This is a genomic window from Bacteroidota bacterium, from assembly GCA_017303905.1.
Lineage (GTDB): Bacteria > Bacteroidota > Bacteroidia > B-17B0 > Aurantibacillaceae > JAHEYG01.
The window spans coordinates 547,692-573,017 of record JAFLBH010000001.1 but is presented as its reverse complement, the minus strand read 5'-3'; the positions used below and the strand labels follow the sequence as shown (position 1 = coordinate 573,017).

Here is a 25,326-nt window from a genome sequence, read left to right as displayed (position 1 = left end):
TTACGTATCTTGGCACGAGTTATGATTGAATACAATAAAAACAGAAATACAATGAAAAAAATTATTTCAATTTTAGCGATTATTCTTTTTTGCGGATTTAATGTAAACGCACAAAAGATTGGTTATGTTGACACGGATTATATCTTGAATAGCATTCCTGAATATAAAGCCGCACAAACCGAATTAGATAAATTATCGGTTGACTGGCAAAAAGAAATTGAAGCAAAATATAATGAGATTGATAAGTTATATAAAGCCTATCAAGCTGACGCTATTTTATTGACAGATGACATGAAGAAGAAACGTGAAAACGAAATCATCAATAAAGAAAAAGAAGTGAAAGAATTGCAAAAACAGCGCTTTGGAGTAGACGGCGAATTGTTTAAGAAACGTCAGGAGCTAGTAAAACCATTACAGGATAAAATTTACAGCGCGGTTAAAGCGGTGGCTGAACGCAGTGGTTTAGCGATCATCATTGATAAAGCAGGGCAAGTAGCTATTTTATACGCCAATACTAAATATGATAAAAGCGACGATGTGTTAACTTACTTAGGATATAACAAAAAATAATAATCACACAAAACAATAACTATGAAAAACATGATTAAAAAGGCAGCATTGACTTTATTAGCAGTTGGAGCCTTCACCTTTGCAAATGCACAAAAAATTGCGCATATAAGCCTCGATTCATTGGTGAGCATGATGCCTGAAACAAAGACAGCAAAAGCTGTTGCTGAAACTTATCTCGTTGATTTAAGAAAAACTTCAAGCGCCATGGAAGAAGAATTGCAAAAAAAATACAATGATTATTTAGCTACGGAAGCGAACATGAGTGATTTAGTAAAGAAAACTAAACAAGATGAATTAAACTCTCTTCAAACCCGTATTCAGGACTTTAATGCTCAGGCTGAACAAGATTACAGAAAAAAATACACTGAGCTTACAAATCCGATAATGGATAAGGCTAAAAAAGGAATTGAAGCTATTGCTAAAGAAGGCGGTTATAAATACGTATTAGATACAAGTGTCGGAAATGTTTTATATAGCGAACCAGCTGACGATATTTTGATGCTTGTTAAAAAGAAACTTGATTCTATGCCATTAGCAAACATTCCAGGCGCTAACAATGGCGCTGAAAAACCTAAAACAACTACTGCTCCTAAAACCGGCGGTAAGTAATATTTAATTTTTAGCTATGAAAAAAGTAACTTTTCTAACTGTGTTGATAGCGTTAACAAGCTTAATTAACGCGCAAAAAATTGCACACATCGATCTTGATTCATTGGTAAATGTTATGCCGGAAATGAAAACCGCAAAGGAAATGGCACAAACCTATATGAAGGATTTGGAAAAAACATTATTACAGATGGATGAAGAATTGCAAAAGAAGTATAACGACTATATGGCAAACCAGGCAACAATGAGTGATTTGGTAAAAAAAACAAAAGAAGATGAGATCAATTCATTGCAACGTCGTATAGAAGATTTTCGCATGCAAGCGCAACAAGACTATCAAAAAAAACAAGGCGAATTAACAGCGCCGATTGTTGATAAAGCTAAAAAGGCTATAGAAGCTGTTGCCAAAGAAGGTGGGTATAAATATGTGCTGGATACAAGCCCCGGAACAATACTATACTTTGAATCAACCGAAGATGTATTCGTTCCTGTGAAGAAAAAACTTGACGCAATGCCTCCCGCTGTTTTACCAAGCGCTAACACAGATAAGCCAAAAACAACTCCTGCTCCAAATAAAACAGGCGTAAAATAAATAACACTTAATATAAACTAAAGGCTGCCGTTGGCAGCCTTTTTTATTTCATAAAATTCCTTAAGCGAAACCAATAAGCCTTTTACTATTTTAATATTTAATACCTTTACGTTATGCAATACAGGGGCTTTTTATTTTTATTATTATTACTGGGAGGTATTTCATGTAAAGAAGATGAAAACACAATTCCTGCTCATGTGTTGGACAAAGAAAAATTCAGCGATGTAATTGTTGATTTTACGTTGGCTGAATCTGCTTCCGGAATTAATGTTCTTAATGTGCCCGGACAAAAAACAGATACCGTTTATTCCTTTAATCCGTTGCTCGATAACAATATTACCAAAGCCGAGTTCGACACTTCACTTTACTTTTATAGTCATCATCCGAAAATATTCAGAGAGGTTTATGAAATTGCACTGGAGAAATTAAGCCGTATGCAGGCTTCACGAAAATAATTACTTGATTCCGGATAACCATCCGGAAGGATCCATGGTTTTTTGTCCTTTCCAGATTTGAAGATTAATAGAAGATTTTCCTTCATCTTCATTGTGTAATATTGTTCCTAACGGTTGCTTAACCGCTACTTTGTCGCCTGTTTTTACCGAAACATCACCAAGGTTTGAATAAACACTTAAGTATTCACCGTGTCGGATAATTACCAGTTTCCCTCCCGTTGGGGATACGGCAATTCCGGTAACTTCTCCGGCAAAAACCGCGCGCGCCTGAGCTCCAATTGAAGAACAAATTTCAACACCGTTATTAAACATCATGAATCCTTTAATGGCCGGATGTTCATGCTCTCCGTACTGCTCACAGATATATCCTTTGGTTACCGGCCAAGGCAGTTTACCACGATTGTTTGCAAAATCATTACTCAACTCCACTGCCTCATCGCTCAATTCAGGCATGGTCGCGTCTTTCTTCACTTCTTTTACTTCTTTCGTCTCCACCTTTTCTTCCTTCATATTCTTTGCTTTCGCAGCTTTTTTCTCAGCAGCTTTTTTGGCGGCAGCGGCAGCGGCGGCTTCTTTCGCAGCCAGCTCTGCCTTACGCTTAATCTCCGCTTCTATCAAGCGCTTAATCGCTAATTGCAAATTCTCCGCATCACGCTTCTTCTTTTGCAATTCTTCCTTTAGCTGTCTTTCTCTTTTCTGTAACTCCGTTAGCACTACTTCCTGTCCTTCTCTCTCTTTGGTTAAATTTCCTTTTTCCTCCTCTTCATTTCCTAACAATAAATCCTTCTCGTGCTTTTTCGATTTCAGTTCTTCGATCTTTTCATTTAATATTTTTTGAGCTGTTACAATCTCATTTGCCTGTTTTTTTCTGAATTGTGAATATTGCTGAAAATACTTTAAACGCAAATAGGCTTGATTAAAATCTCCGGAAGCAAAAATAAAAACTAATCGGCTATATGAATCGCGGTTACGCTGTGCAAAATAAATCATTCTTGCATACTCATCCTTAAGGCGCTTAAGGTTCTCCTGCAACTTTGTAATTTCTCTCTCGTTTTGCTTAATCTCTTTGTTTAATTGCTGTATTTCTGCAACAATAGTACTAATCAACTCCTCACGAATACTGATTTTTTTATTGATGGCAACCAATTGGTTTAAGGAGGTTTTTTTGCTCGCCTTAGTTTCGCTTAACAACGAGTTAATCTCATTAATTTCTTCGTTAAGCTTTTTCTTTTTGTTTTCGAGCGACTGCTTATTTTGAGTAGCTGCTTTTTGCGAATAAACTGATGTGCTCACCATTAAACATAAAAAAACCAATGTCGCATAAATGCAACTACTCGGCTTTTTTAATTGGCATAGGCTCATACTTTGCAGGAATATTTAAAGTGAGCCTTTGAGGCTCGTTTTTCTCGATACGAACATAATCAATTTTAAGGTTGACTTTCTTCTCTGCTACTATATCAATATTAACACGCCGTGGTGCATAAACCGAATCGGTTGCCAGCGGATATTTCTCGTAGTTCGCCGTAAAAATCCGATTTGTTGCAACATCCACAAATTCGTTTTTGTTAATTTTAAACGTAAGGGGGTCAAGAGTCATCGTTTGTAATGACTTTTTAGGTTCCTTTTGCCCCTGCTCAATCTTTTTTAACTTAAACTTCCGTTCGGTACTTAAAGCATAACGGCAATTTTGTCGGTCGGTTACAGGCTTTAATTTTAAATCATCATCGTAAAACTCGGCACTGTTGCCGAACAATACCGCCTGCAACAAATCAAAATCCAAATCGGCATGTAAAAGCTCATTGATGTAATTATAATCACCCTTGAAATATTGCTTACGAGGGTAAATCACCATTTTAACAGAATCCTTTGTGATAAGAATTTTTGCCACTTCTACTCCTAATAAATATTGGATAGAAACCAACATGGCACTGTCCTTTCGAATTCTCACCTTAATGTCAAAACTTTCCTCTTTACCATCGATGTTCGCCTCAACATTCGCCTTTGCATACACCCAGTCAAAATTAAACTCGCTTGCACGAATATGCTTTATAAGCGATTTTGAGCTTTTAAAATCAAGCTTGCATCGCTCGTTAACAGTATCGGCAACTACCAACACGTCGTCCTTCTTTTTCATTTTCTTTTTCGACTTACAGCCGCTGAATGAAGTTAGCAGTAGCAAGCCTGCTACAAAAAATTGAATTGTATGTATTAAAAGACGTTTAGTCATTTACCTTCTTCTCACTGATTTTCTTTTGCAGTTCCTCGGATTTAGCGCCGTTTTCTTGTGCTGCTTTCCAATACTTAACCGCTTCATCAATTCTGTTTAAACGAAACAATACATCGCCGTAATGCTCTAGAATCCCGGGACGCTTCGATCCCAATTTAATGGCTAACGACAACCACTCTTCCGACTCTTTATATTTTTTTTGCTGATATAAAATCCATGCGTAGGTATCAATAAAACTCGGATTGTTAGGAGAAATTTGATTACTGCGCTTTGATAACACTTCTGCTCTTTCCAATTTTTCTTTCCGTAATGACAAATAATAACTGTAATTGTTCAACACATAAGCGTTATCCGGATCAATTTTTAAAGCGTCTTCATACGCTTTATCTGATTTTTCAAATTGACTAGTGTATTGGTATGCGTCGCCTAAATTAGAGTAAAACTCCAGCATCATCTTTTTATTATCATACACAAATTCTAATCCGTCATTAAATGATTCAATAGCCTTGTTATAGTTTTTGAGCTGAATATTGGCATAGCCATTAATGTAATATGGAAATGGCTGGTTAGGAAACAACTCAATGGCTGTTGCAGAATGGTGTTCGAGAGAATCCAATTGATTTAGTTCAGCCTCAACATTCAGTAACTGATCCCAAATTGCATAACGATTTTTATCATTACGTGCGGCAATCAGATAATGATCGCGGGCCTCTTCAATTTTTTTATCTCGAAACAAAAAGTCGGCGTAAATACTATGCGCTTCCGGTGCAACAGGATGAACCTTTAACATGATCTCACAAAGTTCATATCCTTTTGCGACATAATTTGAATATTGCTCCGAAATCGAATAATAAGAAAGTAAAATGTCCAGTTTGGTTCTTACTCCTAAATCCGGATTCGCAAATGCCAATTTAAATTCTTCGTGTGCTTTCTCTGCATTATTTTGTTCTTTATAGTAATTCGCTAAAGCTAAATGCACCAAAGGACTTCCCGGATCAATACTTAAAATTTTATCGTATACTTCCTTAGCCTTATTAAATTGCTTGGTGTCTTCATAATGCTCGGCTAAATAATAATGGTAGCGCGATTCGGAAGGATTCGTAGAAATCAAACGCTTCAATTCTTGTTCTGCATCATTAGCCTTTCCTTGCTCTTTTAATAGTTTTATTTTATTGACTATAAATGTCTCGTTGGTACCATAACGCTTTTCCAAATCTTCATAAATCTTAAATGCTTTCGAAAAATTTTGGCCCATGGCGTAAGAAATGGCCATAGATTCCATAAAATCACTTCGTGTAGGAAAAATTTTAATCAACCTTTCATACGCTTCTGCCGCTTGCAAATATTCTTTTTTGTAATTAAGTCCGTCGATATACGATAAATGATACCATTGATTTTTAGGATCGGCATCTATGCACTCTTTCGCCAATTTAATGGATTCGTCTACTCGGCCTGTTAATCGGTAAAGATTTGCCAATTCGTATTTAACAGGAACACTGGTGGGATCCATTTTTAAACACTGCACAAAGGTAGCTTCCGCTTGCTCTATTTTTCCGCTCAAGCGTTTTGTACAGCCATCGATGTAAAGGTTTTCGAAAACGATTTGTGTCTTTTCGTCAAGACCCTTCTTGCCCTTATCCTTACCCGAAACACTCGCGCTTGTTTTGCAACCCGATAACAGGAGAAGTGGAACTAACACTCCTACAACGAAACTATATGATATGCCTTTACGCAATTATTTGTGTGTAATCGCTAATACTTAAATCTAACGGTTTGCCCTTTACCTCCGCTCCTTCTCCCAACATGCTATTGCTAATATTGCTGTTGATGACTTTTGCGGAAGCTTGAATAATACTGTTATTTACGATGCTGCTTTCAATAATTGTGCCTGCGCCGATGCTCACATGCGGACCAACAATAGAATTTGAAATGCGTACATTATCACCAATGAAACACGGCTCTACAACTATACTTCCTGTTATTTCAACATTTTTACCTCGTAACGATGGTTTTCCTTTATCAAATTCCAACACGCGTTGATTGGTGTAAACTGTTGCGTCTTTGTTTCCACAATCCAACCACTCTGTAACTTTTCCGGGTTCGAATTTTATTCCCTTGCCCTTCATGTTTTCAAGAGCGTTGGTTAATTGATATTCGCCTTTTTCTTTAATGTCGTTATCCAACAAATATTTTAATTCCTTTTTAAGATTATCTCCGTCTTTAAAATAATAAATACCAATAATAGCTAAATCACTTACAAAATCAGCAGGCTTCTCTACAAAATCAGTAATTACCCCGCTGTTGTTTAATTTTACAACACCAAACTGACGAGGGTCTTCGATTTTTTGTACCCAGATAACTCCTTCTTTCTCGGTATCCATTACAAAATCGGCTTTAAACAAAGTATCTGCAAATGCAACGACTGTTTTTCCGGTGATAGAATCAGCAGCACACATGATTGCATGCGCAGTTCCCAATGCTTTATCTTGATAATAGATGCTTCCTTTTGCGCCCTGACCTTCGGCAATTTTAATGAGATTTTGTTCAACCTCTTTGCCAAAATCCGGACCAATCACATAGGCAATTTCTTCTACTTTTTGTCCGCAAACTTTTGTAATATCTTCTACTAATCGTTGAACAATTGGCTTACCTGCCACATTAATTAACGGCTTTGGTACAGTTAAGGTATGCGGACGCATACGCTTGCCTTTGCCTGCCATTGGAATAATAATACGCATAGGAACTTGTTTAGTTAAACTACAAAATTAAGAGAATAAATGGGAATGAAAAGTGAAACAAACCCTAAATGATTAAGAACAGAATGTTTATATTTTAGTGGGATTCAGCGACTGAATTAGAGCTTCGGGCTCAGAGGCATTTTCTAAAGAAAACTCTCCTATTTTAGTTCTGCATAATTTTGTTAAATGAGCACCGCTATTGAGCGCTAATCCTAAGTCGCGGGCAATACTTCGGATGTAAGTTCCCTTGCTGCAAACTATTCTGAAATCCATTTCAGGAAGTGCTAAACGGGTTATTTCGAATTCATAAATCTCAATGGGTTTTGCTTTTAGCTCTACTTCTTCCCCCTTACGAGCCAATTCATACGAACGTTTGCCGTTTACCATTACTGCGCTAAAAATAGGCGGCACTTGTTCCTGCTTTCCAATGAAATTTTTTACTGTTTCATTTATAAGCTCAGGTGTAATATGCTCCGTAGGATAGGTTTTATCAATGGGCTTTTCCAAATCATAACATGGTGTAGTTGCGCCTATAAAAAACGTACCGGTATATTCTTTTGGTAAGTCTTGGAACTTTTGAATTTCCTTGGTTTTTTTTCCCGTACAAACAATTAATAAACCCGTTGCTAAAGGATCTAAAGTACCTGCATGTCCAATTTTTAAATGGACAAATTTTCCGTCAACAAACATGGATGGATGTCGTTTTAATCCATACTTCAATTTGTTTACCGCTTGAAAGGAAGTCCAGCCCAGCGGTTTATTCACCAATAATATTTCTCCCTGATAAAAATTATGCATTACACGATGCTTAATGGAACTTTAAGCAAATACAATAGAATAATAATGGCGCCGGCAACAATGCGATACCATCCAAAACCCTTAAATCCGTGCTTGTTTAATACGCCAATAAAAAATTTAATCGCCAAAATCGCTACAATAAAAGCTATAATGTTCCCGAATACAAGTAATGAAACTTCGTGTTGATTCAATACAAATCCCTCCTTGTAAAAATCCAGTAATTTTTTTGCCGTGGCAGCAAACATGGTTGGAACCGCCAGAAAAAAAGAAAATTCAGCAGCATTTTTACGTGTTAAGTGTTGTGACATGCCCCCTACAATTGTTGCGCCACTTCTACTGATGCCCGGGAACAAGGCAATACACTGAAACAAGCCAATTTTTAAAGCGCGCATCATGGTGATATCCTCTTCAGCATCCAAACTATTTTTCGAAAACCATTTATCTACAAATAGCAAAATAATTCCACCAACAAATAGCGCTACTGCCACTCCAAACACATTCTCAAGAGCCGCGTCAATATAATCGCCTAATAATAACCCGGCAATGGCTGCAGGTATAAACGCCACAATAAGTTTAATATAAAAATTAACTGATTTAAAGAACCGCCTATAATACATCACCACTACCGAAAGAATCGCGCCAAGTTGAATGGCTACTGTAAATAATTTTACAAACGGCGTTGCTTCTACGCCTAAAAGTGCAGTAGCAATCATCATGTGTCCGGTTGATGACACAGGTAAAAATTCGGTTAAGCCCTCAATAAAGGCAATAAAAAAAGCATCCCAAAACGACATGTAAGAAAGTTTTATTTAGATGTTTCCTGATTTGATTTCGGGCGCCACATGATACCGAAAATAATAGCTACAAATCCTATTAAGCACACAATAGGAGCAATAGTAATACGCTGAGTATCGAATATAGCCGGATTAAAAACGTTAGGGTCTTCGCTTCCGCCGCCAATCATTAATAAATACCCAAGGCCAATGAGAATAAGACCTGCCAAGAATAAAATATAGTTTTGTTTTGAAAAAGTTGATTTCATTGCTAATTTCTCCGGTTTTTTGCCTTTTAACATGCGCTCCGGACTATGCAAATCTAATAAATTAATTGGCTTTAATGGCAAGGCATTTCCGTTAATTTTTCGTAATATTGCTATTTACATTCATTTACAAAAAGGACTATAAACCCCTATGGCAAAAATTGCATTAATTACAGGTGTTACCGGACAAGACGGCGCTTATTTAGCGGAATTATTATTGAGCAAAGGTTACCAGGTTCATGGCATCAAACGTCGCAGTTCCTTGTTTAACACCGATCGTATCGATCATCTATATCAGGATTTACATGAGAAAAACGTGCATTTCAAATTACACTATGGCGATTTAACGGATAGCACAAACCTCATTCGAATCATACAGGAAGTTCAGCCAACTGAAATTTACAATCTTGCCGCACAATCACATGTGAAAGTTAGTTTTGAAACCCCTGAATATACAGCCAACGCCGATGCGATTGGCGCACTTCGTATTTTAGAAGCCATTCGTATTCTTGGTCTTGAGAAAAAAACAAAGTTTTACCAGGCCGGTACTTCCGAAATGTTTGGATTGGTACAGGAAATACCTCAAAAAGAAACCACTCCGTTTTATCCGCGCAGTCCGTATGGCGTTGCAAAAGTTTATGCTTATTGGATTACGAAAAATTACCGCGAATCATATGGCATTTTTGCTGCCAATGGAATTTTATTTAACCATGAGAGTCCGGTGAGAGGTGAAACATTTGTAACGCGTAAAATTACCCGTGCCGCCGCGAAAATAAGCTTAGGTATGCAGGAAAAATTATTCTTAGGTAATTTGGATGCTGAACGTGATTGGGGACACGCACAGGATTACGTTGAAGGCATGTGGTTGATGTTACAACAAAAAGAAGCGGATGACTTTGTTTTGGCAACCGGCAAAAAAATTACCGTAAGAAAATTTGTTGAGATGTCGTTTGGTGAAGTTGGTATTTCTATTGAATGGAAAGGTGAAGGCGTAAATGAAAAAGGATATAACAAGGCAACCGGAAAAGCCATTGTGGAAATCGATGAAAAGTATTTCCGTCCTGCTGAAGTTGATTTATTGATTGGCGATGCTACCAAAGCAAAAACCATTTTAGGATGGGAGCCAAAACGCAGCGTAGAACAATTATGCAAAGAAATGATGGCAAGCGATCTTGAATTGTTTAAGCGCGATAAATATTTATTAGAAGGCGGTCACAAAGTTTTAAATTATAAAGAATAGATTTCTGTGGAACTAAACTCCAAAATTTATATAGCGGGTCATCGTGGGATGGTAGGCTCTGCCATTCATCGCAACTTGCAAAAAAAAGGTTACACTCATTTTGTAACACGCACCTCAGCTGAATTGGATTTAAGAAACCAAAAAGCGGTTGATGATTTTTTTGAAAAAGAAAAACCCGATTATGTTTTTTTAGCAGCAGCGAAAGTTGGCGGCATACAGGCTAACAATGTTTATCGTGCCGATTTTATTTATGAAAATCTCATGATTCAAAACAATGTTGTTCATGCGGCTTATAAAAACAAAGTAAAGAAGTTAATGTTTCTGGGCTCTTCTTGTATCTACCCTAAACTTGCTCCGCAGCCGTTGAAGGAAGAATATTTGTTATCCGGTTATCTTGAGGATACCAATGAACCTTATGCTATAGCAAAAATAGCGGGCATCAAGTTATGCGAGTCGTATAAACGACAGTATGGTTGTGATTTTATTTCGGTAATGCCTACCAATTTGTATGGCCCTAACGATAATTATAATTTAAATAATTCGCATGTGCTTCCGGCGCTTATCCGCAAATTTCATGACGCGAAAGAAAAGAAAGAACCTTTTGTTGAAATGTGGGGTACCGGAACACCCATGCGGGAATTTCTTCACGCCGACGATATGGCTGATGCTTGTGTGTTTTTAATGAAGAATTATTCGGGCGACAAATTTGTAAATATTGGAACAGGTGTAGATTTAACCATTAAAGACCTCGCCTTATTAATCAAAAAAATTGTGGGTTACGAAGGCGAAATCAAACACGATCTCACTAAACCAGATGGCACACCAAGAAAATTAATGGATGTAAGTTTCCTTCATAGCTTAGGATGGAAACATAAAATTGAACTGGAAGACGGCATCAAAGCAGTATACGAGGATTTTAAGAAAAAAGAAGGCGTGAAGGTGTGGTAAACATTTAAATCTACTTGGTGAAACCAAATGCAACTATAAAAAAACTCCTTTGCTTCGCATTTATTTTCACAATAAATAAATTCGTTCATGCGCAATTCTACAATCTGCCCAACGATTATAGTTTTGGACTATTAACAGAATCGGTTCTTGCCAAAAAAGATTCAGCCATACATAACGCGATTCAGCCATACATTCCCTTTTTTTCGGATAAATATAAATTTGTCGCTGACTCGCATAAGATTTTCAGATACATAACCGAAGACCGCTTTTTGGATAAAGTTTTCTACGATCATCTTCTTCAGTTCAAATCAAAAAATCAAAAGTATCATATAACGGTCGACCCCTTACTCAATTTAGAACTGGGCCGCGACAGTGAAGACACTCTATTCAGACGACTCTATACAAACACACGCGGAATCATTGCCGCCGGAAGCGTTGGTAAAGATTTCTACTTTGAAACCATGTTTGCCGAAAATCAGTCTGTCTTCCCAAATTATGTGGAAGCATTTAGCAAAAACACGAAAGTGGTACCCGGACAAGGAAGGTGGAAAGTGTTTAACACAAGAGGGTTTGACTATTCCTTTTCGTCAGGCTTTTTCTCTTACCAGCCATTCAAAAATTTAAACATTCAGGCCGGACACGGCAAGCACAAAATCGGTCACGGATATCGCTCTCTATTGTTAAGTGATAATGCTTTTAATTACCCATTCGTGCGAATCACGCAACAATATTTTAAAGGGCGCTTGCAATACACGAACTTGTATGTTTCGTTTATGAATTTGATTCCGGCAAGTGACAAAACTGTTCCGAACACAGAGCCCTTATTTCAGAAAAAGGCTGCCTCTTTCCAATATTTAAGCGCCAATCTAGCGAAATGGTTAAACATAGGGTTCTTTCAGGGAATGATCTGGCAGGTTCCTAATAGGAGAAACAGACAGCAGTTCGAATGGCAATATTTTAATCCAGTAATCTATACCAACCTTGCCTATTACGGATTAAACAACAAGAATAATATTTTGATTGGCGCCGACCTCAACTTAAAGCTGACAAATAGTATTAGTGCTTATGCTCAGGTGATGGCCGATGATTTAAGTAATAATAACTCCATTGGAAATGGTTACGGCTACCAATTCGGGTTAAAATACTTTAATGCATTTAAAGTGAAAAATCTCTTTCTGCAGGCGGAATATAATACTGTTACAGAAGGTTCTTATAACAGTCCGGTTACAACCGACACCGCCAATCAATCTTATTCCCATTACAACCAACACATTGGATTTACACCCGGAAACGGACAAGAACTGCTTTTTGTACTTGACCAGAAAATTAAGCGCTTTAACATAAATGTTCGGTACCACTATCAGTTTATAACATTCAATAATTATTCGTTATATAACAACAATATTGTAAATTTAAGGCTAGGTTACACTATAAACCCGTCCTATAACACAAATATCAGTTTAGGTTTGATGTATCGCGACCAAGAATTTTATGGTTTTAATGATTCATCTAATAAGACAGCCTATGTATATTTAAGTTTTAAAACGAGTTTATACAACGCATATTTTGATTTTTAATGGTACTTCTAATTTTAGTTTTCATAACGGCTTTTGTTGTGGTTTTATATACCACACCGGCGCTTATTAAAGTTGCCATTCTCAAAAACCTTATCGACTTACCATCGGAAGATCGTAAAATACACAAACGGGCCATTCCAACTATTGGAGGAATCATTATTTATGCAGCCACTTTATTTTCCTTTTCCCTTTGGTTTAATATCGATGACTTACATGACTATAGTCAAATCTATGAATCTGTAAAAGAATTTAAGATCATTATTGCCACCAGTTTAGTTTTGTTTTTTGTTGGTGTTAAAGATGATATTATAGGTACCGCACCGGTAAAAAAATTATTTGCACACGTAGTTGTTGGGCTCATTCTTATTTTAATGGGCGATATACGCATCACCGGGCTACACGGTGTGTTTTTTGTAGAGAGAATTCCCGAGTGGGGAAGTATCTTTCTTTCTCTATTTACTTACATTGTTGTTGTAAATGCCATGAATCTTATCGATGGTGTTGACGGTTTAGCAGCAGGAATTGGCTTCTTAGCTACTACGTTTTTTGGCACTTGGTTTGTTTTTGCAAATGAATATACTCTTGCTTCATTATCCTTTGCTTTATCCGGTGCTTTACTCGGTTTTTTAGTGTTCAATTTTTCACCGGCAAAAATATTCATGGGCGATTCCGGTTCTCTCATTATTGGAATGTTCATTTATGTATTAAGCACAAAACTGATTGAGTATCCTGTTAATCGTTTGGATAATTTTTGGGTGCATATTTCAAACTCTGTGTTTGCAATTGCTGCATTAGTTTACCCCTTAACAGATACGTTGCGTGTATTTGTTATTCGAACAATAAAAGGTCAATCTCCATTTGAAGCGGACCGTAATCACATTCATCACCGCTTAATCGATTGTGGGTATTCCCATGCTAAAACAGTAATTGTTATTTATATTTTCAGTATCGTTACTGTTGGTGTTTCTTTACTGAGTTATTATTTAAACCCTAGCCTTTCATTATTGGCCGTTTTAGCCTGTAGCGGAATTTTTATTTTGTGGGTTATTTACGCAAAATCAAGGTCAAAAAAAATTGAAGAGCCTAAAGAATAAAATAGTTTGTCTGTTTGTTTTACTATTAACAAGCCTTAGTTCTTCTTCGCAAGAAAACCCCATTGCGCGTAATATATTCTTGAATAGTGAAACTTCACAGGTTATTGACGAATGGAGTATTAGATATCCTAATAAGGAGTTTCATGCGAGTTTTAAGCCTTATCTATCTAATTCCCTAACACAATTTCATGATTCATGTGTGGGCTATCATCACTATACAATTAAAAATTTCTTCCTGAGTAAAACTTTTAATGAAGGCCCATCAAAAAGAAATCAATACAATTTTCAATTTCTGCCACTTGTTGATTTGCAAACAGGCTTTGATGTTTTAAGTAATAAAAATGTAAACGAATTAAGTGGAGGTTTGCATGCTAAACTAAACATTAACGATGATTTTACATTGGAAGGAACCGGATTTGCCGGTAATGTAACCTATCCGTTTTTTACCGATACATTCATTCAAAACACGATGCTTATTCCGGGTTTGGGAATGGCTTATCGTTCAGGTAATTCTTACAATTATTCCAATTTCAGCGGCTCAGCATCCTATTCGCCCAATAAGATTTTTAATTTGCAAATTGGTAATGGTAAACATTTTATTGGCGAAGGCTATCGTTCTCTATTGTTGTCGGATGTAGCCAATAATTATCCTTACTTCCGCATTAATTCGCATTTCGGAAATGTGCAATACAGTGTATGGTATACTTGGATGTATGACATTACCGGTTCAGGCGGCATCAAATCAAAATTCCAAAACAAATACGCCACCATGCATTATTTAAGCTGGAATCCAATCAAGGAGTTTAATCTTTCTGTGTTTGAAAATATTATATGGCAAGGAACAGAGGCTAATCGTGATAGAGGCTTCGACGTAAACTATTTAAATCCCATTATCATGTACAGACCTCAGGAGTTTTCTGTGGGCTCTTCTGATAATGCTTTTATCGGAATCAATTCTTCTTTTAGATTATTTAATTGCCTTAAACTATACGGACAATTAGCATTAGATGAATTTCTGCTACGCGAGATTCGTGCCAGACGCGGTTGGTGGGCTAACAAGCAAGCATGGCAATTGGGATTAAAGTATGTAGATGTGTTTAAAGTACGCGGCTTAACATTTCAAGCTGAATATAACGAAGTAAGGCCGTATACTTATACTCACGGCTCTGTTGCTCAAAATTACGCGCATTACGGTCAGCCCCTTGCTCATCCGCTTGGAGCTAACTTTAAAGAATACCTTGGTTTCTTAAGTTATCGAAAAAACCGGTTTATGTTTAGTGCGCAGGGGCTTTATGCTATAATTGGTAAGGACACTGCGGGTTCGAATCTCGGTCAAAATATATTTTTATCCTATACAACTCGTCCATACGAATACGGACATAAAACCACCCAAGGAATAAAAACTACTTTGTTGCAGAGCGATATTCGCTTCACCTATTTTATTTTGCCTCAAATGAATTTGCGATTGGAATTAGGGTACATACAACGCAGCGAATCCACTGATAAGGGTTATGAACTTCAAAACCCCTATATTTATTTTGGTATTAAAACCAGTATCTGGAATTTTTACAGAGATTATTAAACAAAAAGCTCTTTTAATATAGCCGGCGATTTTAAATCGCTAAATCCCGCAACATGCATTTTGTAAAAAGCCAAATAAGATTCAATTAATTCATTTCTTTCTGCTCTCGAAAAAGGCTTGTCAATTAATCCTTCATTTAGTGAATGTGAAAAAAGTTGCGATTGCAGATTGTTTAATCCAAGAGGAAAACCCAATTCAACCGGAGAAAATTTACCTTCTCGCGTATCAAAATATTTATCGTTTGCCGAATAATTATTGTTTGGCTCAAAGCCTAAATGTTTACTTAACTCCAATAAAAAATAAATATGCAGATTAGAATACCCTTCCTTTGCTTCGTTTAACCATTTATAAGAATTCACCACAAACGCAAACAACTCTTCGTTACCAACATGCTCTTTAATGCACTTAATAAGCACCTCATTCATGAACTGTGCGATGGCGAGTTTTAAATAGTTTCGCGAGATGTCATCGTAAACATAAGCTATGTTTGACTCGGTGAGTAACTGAATGTCACGGTTTTGTTTTAAATTATAGCTTAATTCTGTTACTGTTAAGGGCAATACGCTTGCTGGCTTAACCTTAGCCTGACTTGACTTTGTAATTATCGCAGAAAAAGTTAGAAGGCCGTGTTGCTTTGTAAATGCTTTAATCACGGCCTTTTTATCGGCATACTTAATGTTTTGTAAAATAATGGCTTCTGATTTTACCAGCATTTTAGTTTAAAACCAGAATTTTTGTAACGGCCGACGTACTGCCGTCAGCTAATGCGCAGTAAACTAAATAAACACCGGGAGCGACTTTCTTGCCTGTAATGTTTTTTAAATTCCATTCGATTTGACCACCTTGCGATTTTGTTTCCCAAACTAAATTACTGTTAAGATCAGTGATTTTTACAACCGATTCATCCATCAAGCCGCGCACATAAACATTTCCGTTGTAACCCGGCTTAACAGGATTTGGATAAGCGTGTGCTGTATTATAATTTTCCTCTCCCTTTACTATTATTGTACGATAGGATTGAATTCCCTGATCGGAGCCAATAAAAACATCGCCACTTTCCTCATTATAAGAAATGTCATTGATTAAATCAGAAAACAATGGACTATTATCTTTTGTGAAATGAAAAATTTGTTGTTGACCATCAGGTGAAAAACAAAACACACCGGAAGCTTCTGTTCCAATCCACTTTCTGTTTGCTCCGTCAACAGCAATTGCCGTTACTTTCTCAGTCTCTAATAAAATTTGTACGTGACTGTCTTGCGTAATTAAAATTTGCTGGCAATCAAAATTACCTCCCTCAAAAATGTTTTCAGGATTATAGAACACGGCTATACCTTTTGATGTACCTATCCATATATGTCCGTCTTTGTCTTCGGCAATAGAATGTACAAATGGATCGGGAAGTTTTCCGTTACCCTCCGCCGTTGAAAGAAACTTATGATTACTTGAGTTGGGGCTCGCATAATTATTATTCTTATAAACACAAACTCCATTCCCTCTTGGAAACAACACCCAAACTTGTTTGTTTTTATCAGCTAAAACGCGTGTTACATAAGGAGCAATAGAACTAAAATTAAAATTTTGAAATGTGCCATTTGGCTTTCGGACGGTTAAGAAATTTTGAACGTCACTGCTGCCAATCCACAAATTACCATCCTCATCCATTGATAATCCCGCCGTGCGATGCCAGTTAGGAAAACCGGCAAGAGTTGGAATAGAAGCGTTAATGCTGTTATGTACTTTTACAAGTTGTCCATTCTCGTACTGACACAAACCTTGTGCCCAACTTGAAGACCATATTCTTGATGGATTTTTTCTGTCGATAAGCGCAAAGTTTTGATCTAAAATGGAATCGTAAACTGTTTCCTTTATATAAGACCAGGAATCATCACTCAATAAATTAATGCCTTCGCGTGAAAATTTAAGCGAGCCCGTTTCATCCATTTTTGTAGGAGAGGTCACCACTTTTCCATCGAACACGTCTATATTACTTACAAAATTACTGTGAGTACCATTGACGTAAATTTTATTATTCGGGTAAAATGGATATGGCCCCGAACTTTCTATAAATCCTTGCACTTTATCTGCAATCCAATATTTAGGTTTTGAAAATTCGATATACGCATCCATGATGTTTGAATATCCAAACGCATAAGTAGTAATATATGCTGTTCTCGCTTCTGAAGAGTTATAAACCTCAAGTCCATATTGATCAATCAAAACTAAATTATTTCCGTTCGGAAGCATTTTACGCACATAATAGGGAAATGTTTTAATCGTGTCTTTTTTCCAACTTACACCCGAATAAGAATACAAAGTGTCTCTATTTACTGTTCCATTAGACGCGTAAGGGGAAAAATTCGTTACTATTTTGTTTTTGAATTTTACTACTCCATTATATGCTCCTGCAGGTATGCCACTTACAATTTTCCAGTTTTGATAGTTGTTTAATAACGTACCTAAATTTGCTTTATATAAACCGACAGAAGTAGCAGCAAAAACAGTACTATCTGTGAATTCAGTTTGATAAATATTAAGGTACGATCCATTAGGTCCAATTAAATAGGTGTCTTTAATTTCTAGCTTATCGGTATCAAACACAATAATTCCAAATCCACAAGACAAATAAGCCAGGCTTCCTTTAAAAAGCACCTCATTAATGTTTTTCTTTCCGGTAATGCTCTTGCGCTTAATGTCTGAGAAATTATAAAAATCCTTCCCTTTTAAAATATCAATGTTGGCATTGTCATATATTACAAGTAAGGTGTTGTTCGCCGCATTGTAACGCAACAAATGAATGCCAATATCCGACAAGCCATTTGATTTATTAATCAAATCGATTGAATTATCATCCAAATTGTATTTAAGAAGTCCTGTTCCATTCGAAACAAACACCGCATCTTCGGTTTTTGCTACTGAATTACAGGAGTTATAACTTAAATGCCCTACCCATTGTCCCACTTTTACTTGAGATAATGCAGAAAACTGAAATCCTATCAAGAATAAAACGAGTGCTTTTCTTATCATAATCCTTAAACGGAAAAAAGTGAAATTTATTATAAAAGTAGTTGAAATAATTGAATTATCTTTGAGCTTCATTGTGCTCCTTTTTGACGCATTAATGATGTTCTTTTATTAAAAAAGGTCGCGTAGTTCAACTGGTCGCGAGGTTAGCACTCGCGACGGCGAGCATGGCCTCGCCCATAGAATTGCTTTACCTATACAAAGTTCTTTTAATTACACTGGTCCCGTAGTTCAACTGGATAGAATGACAGATTCCGGTTCTGTTGGTTGTGGGTTCGACTCCCGCCGGGATCACTTAAATTAGTTTGAATACGTTCTGTTGGTTGTGGGTCGCGAGGTTAACACTCGCGATGGCGAGCATGGCCTCGCCATTCGACTCCCGCCGGGATCACTTAAATTAGTTTGAATACGTTCTGTTGGTTGTGGGTCGCGAGGTTAACACTCGCGATGGCGAGCATGGCCTCGCCATTCGACTCCCGCCGGGATCACTTAAATTAGTTTGAATATGTTCTGTTGGTTGTGGGTCGCGAGGTTAACACTCGCGATGGCGAGCATGGCCTCGCCATTCGACTCCCGCCGGGATCACCACTAAAGCAGAAAGGCTTGGGAATAATCTGAGCCATTTTGCTATTAAATTTCACTTTAGTGGTATGAAGTTAACAGCAAATGTTTTTGACTTCCACTAAATTATTTAACGACCCTTGTTTTTCGTCATTTCTAGTTATGCGTGTTTCATTTATAAAATTTTTCATTAACTTTTTTCTTTTACTTTTTTGCACTGGTTGCAATTTTGCACAAAGTCCGCCACCAATTACTTCATCTACACCCTGTCCTATTGAGGGCAACGCTAAATCGGATCGAATAAAGGAGCTAAACAAATTAAAAAACCGTACAGCATTACCCCAAGCTTCTGATTTTGACACAACCATTACTTTACAAAAACTTTTAGCAAAAGGTGAAGATCAAAAACGCTGGAGTTCTTCAAAAGCCGTTAAAGTAATTGGTTACGTTTATGATGTGAAGGTGGGAGGCATTGAAACCTGCAATTGTAAAACAAAAGAAAAGGATTTAAGGGATACGCATATCGAGTTGGTAACCGACCCGATGAATCCAGACAAATCGCTTCGTTTTATCGCAGAAGTAACACCACGCTGGCGGCAGGAAATGAAAAAAAAGGGGCTTAACTGGACTACCAGAGCCCTGCGCGACAAGTATTTAGGAAGATGGGTAGTCATTGAAGGCTGGTTAATGTTTGACGAAGAACATGAGCATCAAGCTCAAAATACGAGTCCCGATGGCAAAAACAATTGGCGTGCAACAGCTTGGGAAATTCATCCGATTACCAAAATTGAGCTTACCACCCGTCCACGCTAATAAAATGCCCAAAGAGTCGGTTTTTTTACAATAAAACCCCTAAAAATTAAATTTTTTCTTTTGCTTATTTACAAAATACATAGTAATATTGCAGCCCCAGTTTGGGAAAGATTCCTCCTTAGCTCAGCTGGTTAGAGCACGTGACTGTTAATCACGGGGTCCCTGGTTCGAGCCCAGGAGGGGGAGCGACAAGAGGATGCAACAAAATGCATCCTTTTGTTTTTTATAAACTTTAATAGTCAAAAAAATGAGTTTACTAGTTGTAGGTACAGTTGCTTTCGATGCTATCGAAACCCCATTCGGAAAAACAGATAAAATTGTTGGAGGCGCTGCTTCCTATATTACCTTAGCCGCTTCTTACTTTTATAATAAAATCAATTTGGTTTCCGTTATCGGAGATGATTTTCCTGAAGAGTTTTTAAATACGCTAAAAAAACAAGGCGCCAACCTTGACGGTTTACAAATTAAAAAAGGTCAGAAATCTTTTTTCTGGGCCGGAAAATATCATAACGATTTAAATAGTCGTGATACTCTGGATACACAGCTAAATGTGTTAGCAGATTTTGATCCTATCGTTCCAGAAAACGCTAAATCACCCGAGTTTTTAATGCTAGGAAATTTAGTTCCTGCCGTACAACAAAAAGTAATTTCTCAACTAACAAAACGTCCGAAATTAATTGTTCTCGATACAATGAATTTCTGGATGGATATTGCTATGGATGATTTGAAAAAAGCATTAACCATGGTAGATGTTTTAACGATTAATGATTCTGAAGCCCGTCAACTTTCTGGCGAATATTCATTGGTAAAAGCAGCACAAAAAATTTTACAAATGGGCCCGAAAGTGTTAGTGATTAAAAAAGGTGAGCACGGTGCATTATTATTTAATAATGAAGAAGTGTTCTTCGCGCCTGCGCTTCCGCTTGAAGAAGTGTTTGATCCAACCGGTGCCGGTGATAGCTTTGCCGGAGGATTTATTGGTTACTTGGCAAAAACACAAGATATTTCATTCGAAAACATGAAGCGCGCAATTATTTTCGGAAGTGCTATGGCAAGTTTTACTGTTGAACGTTTCGGTACCGAGCGTTTAATTGGTTTAACACAAGAAAAAATTGACGATCGCGTTCAGGAATTTGTTGAATTAGTACAGTTTCAGCTAGACTAAAACCAACCTCCTTCTTTTCCTAAATTTCTTCTGTTCTTTTTTGTGGGGCGACCTGTTCCTTTTTCATGCTTTACATTCATTGTGAAAAACGCTTTTTCTTGTCTTTCACTTTTTTCTATTGGCGGTGAATGATCAATGTAATTTTGTTTGGCTGTTTCATAATTACCGCGCTTTTCAATTAAGCCGGTCACTTCAATTATTTTTTTATGCGTGCCAATAGTAATCGCATAAGTTTCTCCAATCTTTACCACATGCGCAGCCTTCACATTCGCATCGTTTAATTTTATTTTTCCTCCCTTAATCGCATCGCTTGCCAAAGTACGTGATTTAAAAATCCGAATGGCCCAGAGGTAAGTGTCAATGCGTATTTCTTTGCTTTTTTCCATTAAACCAAACACTAAATTAAGGCTAAAAACACATTTTATTGTCTAAAAAATTATTTTGTACCTTTACGCCATGACAATTGCCGTATACGCGCGCAACACAAAAGACAATCATCCGCTTTATTTAGAGAAACTGATTGAGCTTACCAAAAAAGAAAAGGTAAAGTTAATTGTGTATGAACCGTATTACGAATTCCTCCGTAAAGAATATCGTTTTACCACCATTTTAAAAACTTTTTCCTGTTACGAAACACTTAAATCCAAAGCTGATTATGTGGTTTGTCTGGGTGGTGACGGAACTATTTTAGAAACCGTTGCATTAGTAAGAAAATCCGGAATTCCTGTATTGGGAGTAAACACCGGCCGCCTTGGATTTCTTGCTTCGGTATCAAAAGACGATATCGAAAAAGCAGTAACACTTTTGATTCAGGAGAAGTTTTCACTCGACAAACGTGAATTATTAGAGATTGTTGGCGGCGAAAAACAATTTGATGATGTTAATTATGCATTGAACGAATTTACCATTCACAAAAAAGATTCTTCCGCTATGATTAACATCGATACTTATGTTGACGGTGTTTTTCTTAACTCCTATTTTGCCGACGGATTAATCATTTCTACTCCAACCGGATCAACAGCTTATTCCTTAAGTTGCGGCGGACCCATCATGATGCCCGATTCAGATAATTTCATTCTTACACCAATTGCATCACACAATTTAAATGTTCGTCCCATTGTCATTTCCAATAACAAAACCTTAAGTTTTAAAGTAGCCGGACGAAATGAAAGCTTCAATGTTTCACTCGATTCAAGAGGTACACAAATCATGTCGGGCTCCGAAATCAGCATCAAAAAAGCCGATTTTCGCTTCAACCTTATTACCTTCGAAGGACAACATTTCTTTGAAACACTTCGCAACAAATTACTGTGGGGTCTGGACAGACGTCACTAATCCGTTTAAACCATTGATTTTCAGACTATTTAATCGCGGTTAAAATCTGTCGTTTTACTAAGATTTTCGTATTTTCGCTATTCACAAAAATTTAAACTTTTATGGCCAAATTCAGAAGAGAAGATGCGCTGGACTATCATGCGCAGGGCAGGCCCGGAAAAATTGAAGTAATTCCAACCAAACCATATAGTACCCAACGTGATTTAACGCTAGCTTATTCTCCCGGTGTTGCTGAACCATGTTTAGAAATTGAGAAAAATCCGGAAGACGCTTATCGTTATACCGCAAAGGGCAATCTGGTGGCCGTTATATCAAACGGAACTGCGGTGTTAGGTCTCGGCGATATTGGTGCTCTTGCTTCTAAACCGGTAATGGAAGGAAAAGGTTTGCTCTTTAAAATTTTTGCTGACATTGATGTTTTTGATATTGAAGTTGACACCAAAAACATTGACGAATTTGTAAATACAGTAAAAAACATTGCTCCAACTTTTGGAGGAATTAACCTTGAAGATATCAAAGCGCCTGAGTGCTTTGAAATTGAGCGTCGCTTGAAAGAAGAATTAAACATTCCTCTTATGCACGACGATCAACACGGAACAGCGATTATTTCCGCTGCAGGTTTATTAAATGCAGTAGAAATATCCGGTAAAAAAATGTCTGAAATCAGACTTGTGATTAACGGTGCCGGCGCATCTGCTAACTCTTGTGCTAAAATGTACATTGCAGTTGGCGTTAAGAAGGAAAACATATTAATGCTCGATAGCAAAGGCGTTATTCATAAGGGACGAACCGATTTGGATCAATACAAATCATTTTTTGCCAGCGAAAAAACAAACATCAATACTTTAGAAGAAGCCATTAAAGGCGCTGATGTTTTTGTTGGCTTATCGAAAGGAAATATTTTGAATCAGAAAATGGTTCAAAGCATGGCGAAAAATTGTATCGTGTTTGCTCTGGCAAATCCTACACCTGAGATTTCGTATGAAGACGCGATAAGCTCTCGCCCAGACATTATTGTAGCAACCGGCCGAAGCGATCATCCTAATCAAGTAAACAACGTATTAGGTTTTCCATTTATTTTCCGTGGTGCGATGGACGTTAGAGCCACTTGCATCAATGAAGAAATGAAATTAGCCGCCACAAAAGCAATTGCTGCATTAGCAAAAGAAATGGTGCCGGATTATGTGAACCTGGCTTATGGTTCTAAAAATTTAAGCTTTGGTCCGGAGTATATTATTCCAAAACCAATCGATAACCGGTTAATCTCATGTGTTTCTTCGGCAGTTGCAAAAGCCGCCATTGAAAGCGGTGTTGCAAAAAGAAAAATAACCGACTGGGAAGCTTATCGTAACGAATTAGATAATCGCTTAGGAAAAGACAACAAGTTAATGCGTACACTCGCGAACAAAGCGAAGAGTAATCCTAAACGTGTTGTATTTACTGAAGCAGATACTTATAAAATTCTGAAAGCTGCGCAAGTGGTACGTGATGAAGGGATCGCGAAACCAATTTTATTAGGCAACAAAGAAAAAATTAATAAACTCATTGAAGAGCATCATTTGGATTTAGGCGACATGCCAATCATCGATCCATGGTTACATGAGGAAGAAGCAAAACGCATGGAGTTTGGCGATTTATTATGGCACAAACGTAACCGTCGCGGATTAACACAATACGATGCGCGAAAATTAATGCGTGACCGGAATTATTTTGGTGCGATGATGGTTGAGTTAGGATTAGCCGATGCTATGATCTCGGGTTTAACCCGTAAATATGGCGCGCCAATTAAACCTGCTCTAGAAATAATAGGCGTACAAGAAGGCGTAAGTAAAGTGGCCGGACTTTACATCATGATGACAAAAAAAGGTCCCTACTTCTTTGCCGATACAACCATGAATACCAATCCAACCGCGCAGGAGTTGGCTGATATTGCTGTGTTAACTGCTAATACAGTTAAGCAATTTAATATCACGCCAAGAATCGCGATGTTGTCGTATTCAAATTTTGGTTCAGGCACCGGAGAGGTTCCTGCAAAAGCTGCTGAAGCTGTAAGTATTTTACATAAAAATTATCCGGGCTTAATTGTTGACGGAGATATTCAGGCAAATTTTGCTTTGAACAACAACTTATTAAAAGAACAATTTCCATTTAGCACTTTAGTAGATAAGGACGTAAACACTTTCATTTTCCCGAATTTAGCAGCAGGTAACATTGCTTACAAAATGATGCAGGAATTAGGAGGAGCGGAAGCGATTGGTCCGGTATTAATGGGATTAAAAAAACCTGTTCACGTACTTCAATTAGGTAGTTCCGTACGTGAAATAGTTAACATGATTGTGATTGCCGTATTAGACGCTCAGAATAAAAAATGATTAGTTACATAGAGGGGAATATTTCTGAATTGAATCCGGCAAGCGTTACCATTGAAACCAGTGGTATCGGTTATTCATTGCTGATTTCACTCAATTCTTACTCTGCTTTTTCAGGAAAAGAAAAAGTTAAAGTTTTTATTGAGAGTGTGTTTGTGCGTGATGATAATCCGCGCTATTACGGATTCTACAATACCGATGAACGCGATTTATTCAGAAAATTAATTTCTGTGAGCGGTGTAGGTGGCGCAAGCGCTATGTTAATGCTCTCGTCTTTATCAGCAGCCGAAATCGCAGGCGCCATTAACACGGCTAACGTAACACTTCTGAAAAGCATTAAAGGAATTGGAGAAAAAACCGCGCAACGCATTGTAGTTGACCTAAAGGGGAAACTTGGCAAGCACGAGGGCGGTATCTCTCAGATTTTGAGTACTTCATACAATAAAAATAAAGAGGAAGCGTTAATGGCTTTGACCACGCTCGGTTTCCCGCGAACCGCTGCTGAGAAAGCTATTGAAAAGAGTTTAAAACAACAGGGCATTAGCTCTGATAATGTAGAGCAGCTGATAAAAGCGGCTTTAAAAAATTTATAA

The 25,326-nt window shown here is 37.4% G+C and carries 24 protein-coding genes and 2 tRNA genes; 16 read left to right on the top strand and 10 right to left on the bottom strand.

Features of this window, described 5'->3' with window-relative positions:
* The first annotated feature begins 51 nt into the window (after positions 1-51).
* From J0L69_02405 to J0L69_02390, 4 genes are all read left to right on the top strand, one after another.
* Positions 52-570 carry an OmpH family outer membrane protein gene (locus J0L69_02405; protein MBN8692014.1) on the top strand — a complete coding sequence of 173 codons (519 nt, stop codon included), beginning with the start codon at positions 52-54 and terminating at the stop codon, positions 568-570.
* Positions 571-591: 21 nt separating this feature from the next.
* Positions 592-1,179, top strand: a complete 588-nt coding sequence (locus tag J0L69_02400; GenBank protein ID MBN8692013.1) for an OmpH family outer membrane protein — start codon at positions 592-594, stop codon at positions 1,177-1,179.
* Positions 1,180-1,195: 16 nt separating this feature from the next.
* Positions 1,196-1,768, top strand: coding sequence for an OmpH family outer membrane protein (locus J0L69_02395; protein MBN8692012.1), 573 nt, complete (start codon positions 1,196-1,198; stop codon positions 1,766-1,768).
* Positions 1,769-1,881: 113 nt separating this feature from the next.
* Positions 1,882-2,223: a DUF4296 domain-containing protein gene (locus tag J0L69_02390; GenBank protein MBN8692011.1), complete on the top strand. Its 342-nt coding sequence runs from the start codon at positions 1,882-1,884 to the stop codon at positions 2,221-2,223.
* Here the strand turns inward: J0L69_02390 and J0L69_02385 are convergent, their stop codons facing one another.
* From J0L69_02385 to J0L69_02355, 7 genes are all read right to left on the bottom strand, one after another.
* Positions 2,224-3,519 carry a peptidoglycan DD-metalloendopeptidase family protein gene (locus J0L69_02385; GenBank protein ID MBN8692010.1) on the bottom strand — a complete coding sequence of 432 codons (1,296 nt, stop codon included), beginning with the start codon at positions 3,517-3,519 and terminating at the stop codon, positions 2,224-2,226.
* A gap of 34 nt (positions 3,520-3,553) precedes the next feature.
* Positions 3,554-4,450, bottom strand: a complete 897-nt coding sequence (locus J0L69_02380; GenBank protein ID MBN8692009.1) for a DUF4292 domain-containing protein — start codon at positions 4,448-4,450, stop codon at positions 3,554-3,556.
* Positions 4,443-6,185 (bottom strand): tetratricopeptide repeat protein, encoded by a 1,743-nt coding sequence (locus J0L69_02375; protein ID MBN8692008.1) that lies wholly within the window; start codon positions 6,183-6,185, stop codon positions 4,443-4,445. The genes J0L69_02380 and J0L69_02375 overlap by 8 nt, the downstream gene beginning before the upstream one ends.
* A complete protein-coding gene (locus tag J0L69_02370) occupies positions 6,178-7,188 on the bottom strand; it encodes an NTP transferase domain-containing protein (protein MBN8692007.1) in 1,011 nt (336 codons plus the stop codon). The genes J0L69_02375 and J0L69_02370 overlap by 8 nt, the downstream gene beginning before the upstream one ends.
* A gap of 87 nt (positions 7,189-7,275) precedes the next feature.
* Complete coding sequence (truB, locus tag J0L69_02365; protein MBN8692006.1) at positions 7,276-7,986, bottom strand: tRNA pseudouridine(55) synthase TruB; 711 nt, start codon at positions 7,984-7,986, stop codon at positions 7,276-7,278.
* Positions 7,986-8,780 (bottom strand): undecaprenyl-diphosphate phosphatase, encoded by a 795-nt coding sequence (locus tag J0L69_02360; GenBank protein MBN8692005.1) that lies wholly within the window; start codon positions 8,778-8,780, stop codon positions 7,986-7,988. Before J0L69_02360 ends, truB begins: the two co-directional genes overlap by 1 nt.
* A gap of 11 nt (positions 8,781-8,791) precedes the next feature.
* Positions 8,792-9,061, bottom strand: a complete 270-nt coding sequence (locus tag J0L69_02355; protein MBN8692004.1) for a DUF3098 domain-containing protein — start codon at positions 9,059-9,061, stop codon at positions 8,792-8,794.
* Between the two features lie 115 nt (positions 9,062-9,176).
* Here J0L69_02355 and gmd point away from each other — a divergent pair, with 115 nt between their 5' ends.
* From gmd to J0L69_02330, 5 genes are all read left to right on the top strand, one after another.
* Positions 9,177-10,265, top strand: a complete 1,089-nt coding sequence (gene gmd / locus J0L69_02350) for a GDP-mannose 4,6-dehydratase (GenBank protein MBN8692003.1) — start codon at positions 9,177-9,179, stop codon at positions 10,263-10,265.
* 6 nt (positions 10,266-10,271) lie between these two features.
* On the top strand, positions 10,272-11,213 hold the full coding sequence (locus tag J0L69_02345; GenBank protein MBN8692002.1) for a GDP-L-fucose synthase: 942 nt from the start codon (positions 10,272-10,274) through the stop codon (positions 11,211-11,213).
* 17 nt (positions 11,214-11,230) lie between these two features.
* Entirely contained in the window at positions 11,231-12,790 is a 1,560-nt protein-coding gene (locus J0L69_02340) for a hypothetical protein (GenBank protein ID MBN8692001.1), read from the top strand.
* Positions 12,790-13,884, top strand: a complete 1,095-nt coding sequence (locus tag J0L69_02335) for an undecaprenyl/decaprenyl-phosphate alpha-N-acetylglucosaminyl 1-phosphate transferase (protein MBN8692000.1) — start codon at positions 12,790-12,792, stop codon at positions 13,882-13,884. The genes J0L69_02340 and J0L69_02335 overlap by 1 nt, the downstream gene beginning before the upstream one ends.
* A 79-nt stretch (positions 13,885-13,963) precedes the next feature.
* A complete protein-coding gene (locus tag J0L69_02330; protein ID MBN8691999.1) occupies positions 13,964-15,466 on the top strand; it encodes a hypothetical protein in 1,503 nt (500 codons plus the stop codon).
* On the opposite strand, the gene recO is transcribed toward J0L69_02330, so the two are convergent.
* Together recO and J0L69_02320 are read right to left on the bottom strand one after the other, a co-directional pair.
* Positions 15,463-16,179, bottom strand: coding sequence for a DNA repair protein RecO (gene recO / locus J0L69_02325; GenBank protein ID MBN8691998.1), 717 nt, complete (start codon positions 16,177-16,179; stop codon positions 15,463-15,465). The two genes, J0L69_02330 and recO, sit on opposite strands and share 4 nt — an antisense overlap.
* A 1-nt stretch (position 16,180) precedes the next feature.
* Positions 16,181-18,493: a hypothetical protein gene (locus J0L69_02320; protein ID MBN8691997.1), complete on the bottom strand. Its 2,313-nt coding sequence runs from the start codon at positions 18,491-18,493 to the stop codon at positions 16,181-16,183.
* A gap of 217 nt (positions 18,494-18,710) precedes the next feature.
* On the opposite strand from J0L69_02320, the gene J0L69_02315 reads away from it, so the two are divergent.
* The 4 genes from J0L69_02315 to J0L69_02300 all read left to right on the top strand — a co-directional run bounded on the left by J0L69_02315 (position 18,711) and on the right by J0L69_02300 (position 21,029).
* A tRNA-Arg gene (locus J0L69_02315) sits at positions 18,711-18,784 on the top strand.
* 429 nt (positions 18,785-19,213) lie between these two features.
* Positions 19,214-19,864, top strand: coding sequence for a hypothetical protein (locus J0L69_02310; GenBank protein ID MBN8691996.1), 651 nt, complete (start codon positions 19,214-19,216; stop codon positions 19,862-19,864).
* Between the two features lie 112 nt (positions 19,865-19,976).
* Positions 19,977-20,050 (top strand) — tRNA-Asn (locus tag J0L69_02305).
* 61 nt (positions 20,051-20,111) lie between these two features.
* Positions 20,112-21,029 carry a bifunctional hydroxymethylpyrimidine kinase/phosphomethylpyrimidine kinase gene (locus tag J0L69_02300; GenBank protein ID MBN8691995.1) on the top strand — a complete coding sequence of 306 codons (918 nt, stop codon included), beginning with the start codon at positions 20,112-20,114 and terminating at the stop codon, positions 21,027-21,029.
* On the opposite strand, the gene J0L69_02295 is transcribed toward J0L69_02300, so the two are convergent.
* Positions 21,026-21,415 (bottom strand): RNA-binding S4 domain-containing protein, encoded by a 390-nt coding sequence (locus J0L69_02295; protein MBN8691994.1) that lies wholly within the window; start codon positions 21,413-21,415, stop codon positions 21,026-21,028. The two genes, J0L69_02300 and J0L69_02295, sit on opposite strands and share 4 nt — an antisense overlap.
* Positions 21,416-21,485: 70 nt before the next feature.
* On the opposite strand from J0L69_02295, the gene J0L69_02290 reads away from it, so the two are divergent.
* From J0L69_02290 to ruvA, 3 genes are all read left to right on the top strand, one after another.
* Positions 21,486-22,364, top strand: a complete 879-nt coding sequence (locus J0L69_02290; protein ID MBN8691993.1) for an NAD kinase — start codon at positions 21,486-21,488, stop codon at positions 22,362-22,364.
* Between the two features lie 101 nt (positions 22,365-22,465).
* Positions 22,466-24,736 carry an NADP-dependent malic enzyme gene (locus tag J0L69_02285; GenBank protein MBN8691992.1) on the top strand — a complete coding sequence of 757 codons (2,271 nt, stop codon included), beginning with the start codon at positions 22,466-22,468 and terminating at the stop codon, positions 24,734-24,736.
* Positions 24,733-25,326 carry a Holliday junction branch migration protein RuvA gene (ruvA, locus tag J0L69_02280; GenBank protein ID MBN8691991.1) on the top strand — a complete coding sequence of 198 codons (594 nt, stop codon included), beginning with the start codon at positions 24,733-24,735 and terminating at the stop codon, positions 25,324-25,326. The genes J0L69_02285 and ruvA overlap by 4 nt, the downstream gene beginning before the upstream one ends.

Bases quoted from the DNA above. Each gene is read 5' to 3' on its own strand.
- J0L69_02405 (MBN8692014.1), top strand. From the start codon at position 52: ATGAAAAAAATTATTTCAATTTTAGCGATTATTCTTTTTTGCGGATTT.
- J0L69_02400 (MBN8692013.1), top strand. From the start codon at position 592: ATGAAAAACATGATTAAAAAGGCAGCATTGACTTTATTAGCAGTTGGA.
- J0L69_02395 (MBN8692012.1), top strand. From the start codon at position 1,196: ATGAAAAAAGTAACTTTTCTAACTGTGTTGATAGCGTTAACAAGCTTA.
- J0L69_02390 (MBN8692011.1), top strand. From the start codon at position 1,882: ATGCAATACAGGGGCTTTTTATTTTTATTATTATTACTGGGAGGTATT.
- J0L69_02385 (MBN8692010.1), bottom strand. From the start codon at position 3,519: ATGGTGAGCACATCAGTTTATTCGCAAAAAGCAGCTACTCAAAATAAG.
- J0L69_02380 (MBN8692009.1), bottom strand. From the start codon at position 4,450: ATGACTAAACGTCTTTTAATACATACAATTCAATTTTTTGTAGCAGGC.
- J0L69_02370 (MBN8692007.1), bottom strand. From the start codon at position 7,188: ATGCGTATTATTATTCCAATGGCAGGCAAAGGCAAGCGTATGCGTCCG.
- truB (MBN8692006.1), bottom strand. From the start codon at position 7,986: ATGCATAATTTTTATCAGGGAGAAATATTATTGGTGAATAAACCGCTG.
- J0L69_02360 (MBN8692005.1), bottom strand. From the start codon at position 8,780: ATGTCGTTTTGGGATGCTTTTTTTATTGCCTTTATTGAGGGCTTAACC.
- J0L69_02355 (MBN8692004.1), bottom strand. From the start codon at position 9,061: ATGTTAAAAGGCAAAAAACCGGAGAAATTAGCAATGAAATCAACTTTT.
- gmd (MBN8692003.1), top strand. From the start codon at position 9,177: ATGGCAAAAATTGCATTAATTACAGGTGTTACCGGACAAGACGGCGCT.
- J0L69_02335 (MBN8692000.1), top strand. From the start codon at position 12,790: ATGGTACTTCTAATTTTAGTTTTCATAACGGCTTTTGTTGTGGTTTTA.
- recO (MBN8691998.1), bottom strand. From the start codon at position 16,179: ATGCTGGTAAAATCAGAAGCCATTATTTTACAAAACATTAAGTATGCC.
- J0L69_02320 (MBN8691997.1), bottom strand. From the start codon at position 18,493: ATGATAAGAAAAGCACTCGTTTTATTCTTGATAGGATTTCAGTTTTCT.
- J0L69_02310 (MBN8691996.1), top strand. From the start codon at position 19,214: ATGCGTGTTTCATTTATAAAATTTTTCATTAACTTTTTTCTTTTACTT.
- J0L69_02300 (MBN8691995.1), top strand. From the start codon at position 20,112: ATGAGTTTACTAGTTGTAGGTACAGTTGCTTTCGATGCTATCGAAACC.
- J0L69_02295 (MBN8691994.1), bottom strand. From the start codon at position 21,415: ATGGAAAAAAGCAAAGAAATACGCATTGACACTTACCTCTGGGCCATT.
- J0L69_02290 (MBN8691993.1), top strand. From the start codon at position 21,486: ATGACAATTGCCGTATACGCGCGCAACACAAAAGACAATCATCCGCTT.
- J0L69_02285 (MBN8691992.1), top strand. From the start codon at position 22,466: ATGGCCAAATTCAGAAGAGAAGATGCGCTGGACTATCATGCGCAGGGC.
- ruvA (MBN8691991.1), top strand. From the start codon at position 24,733: ATGATTAGTTACATAGAGGGGAATATTTCTGAATTGAATCCGGCAAGC.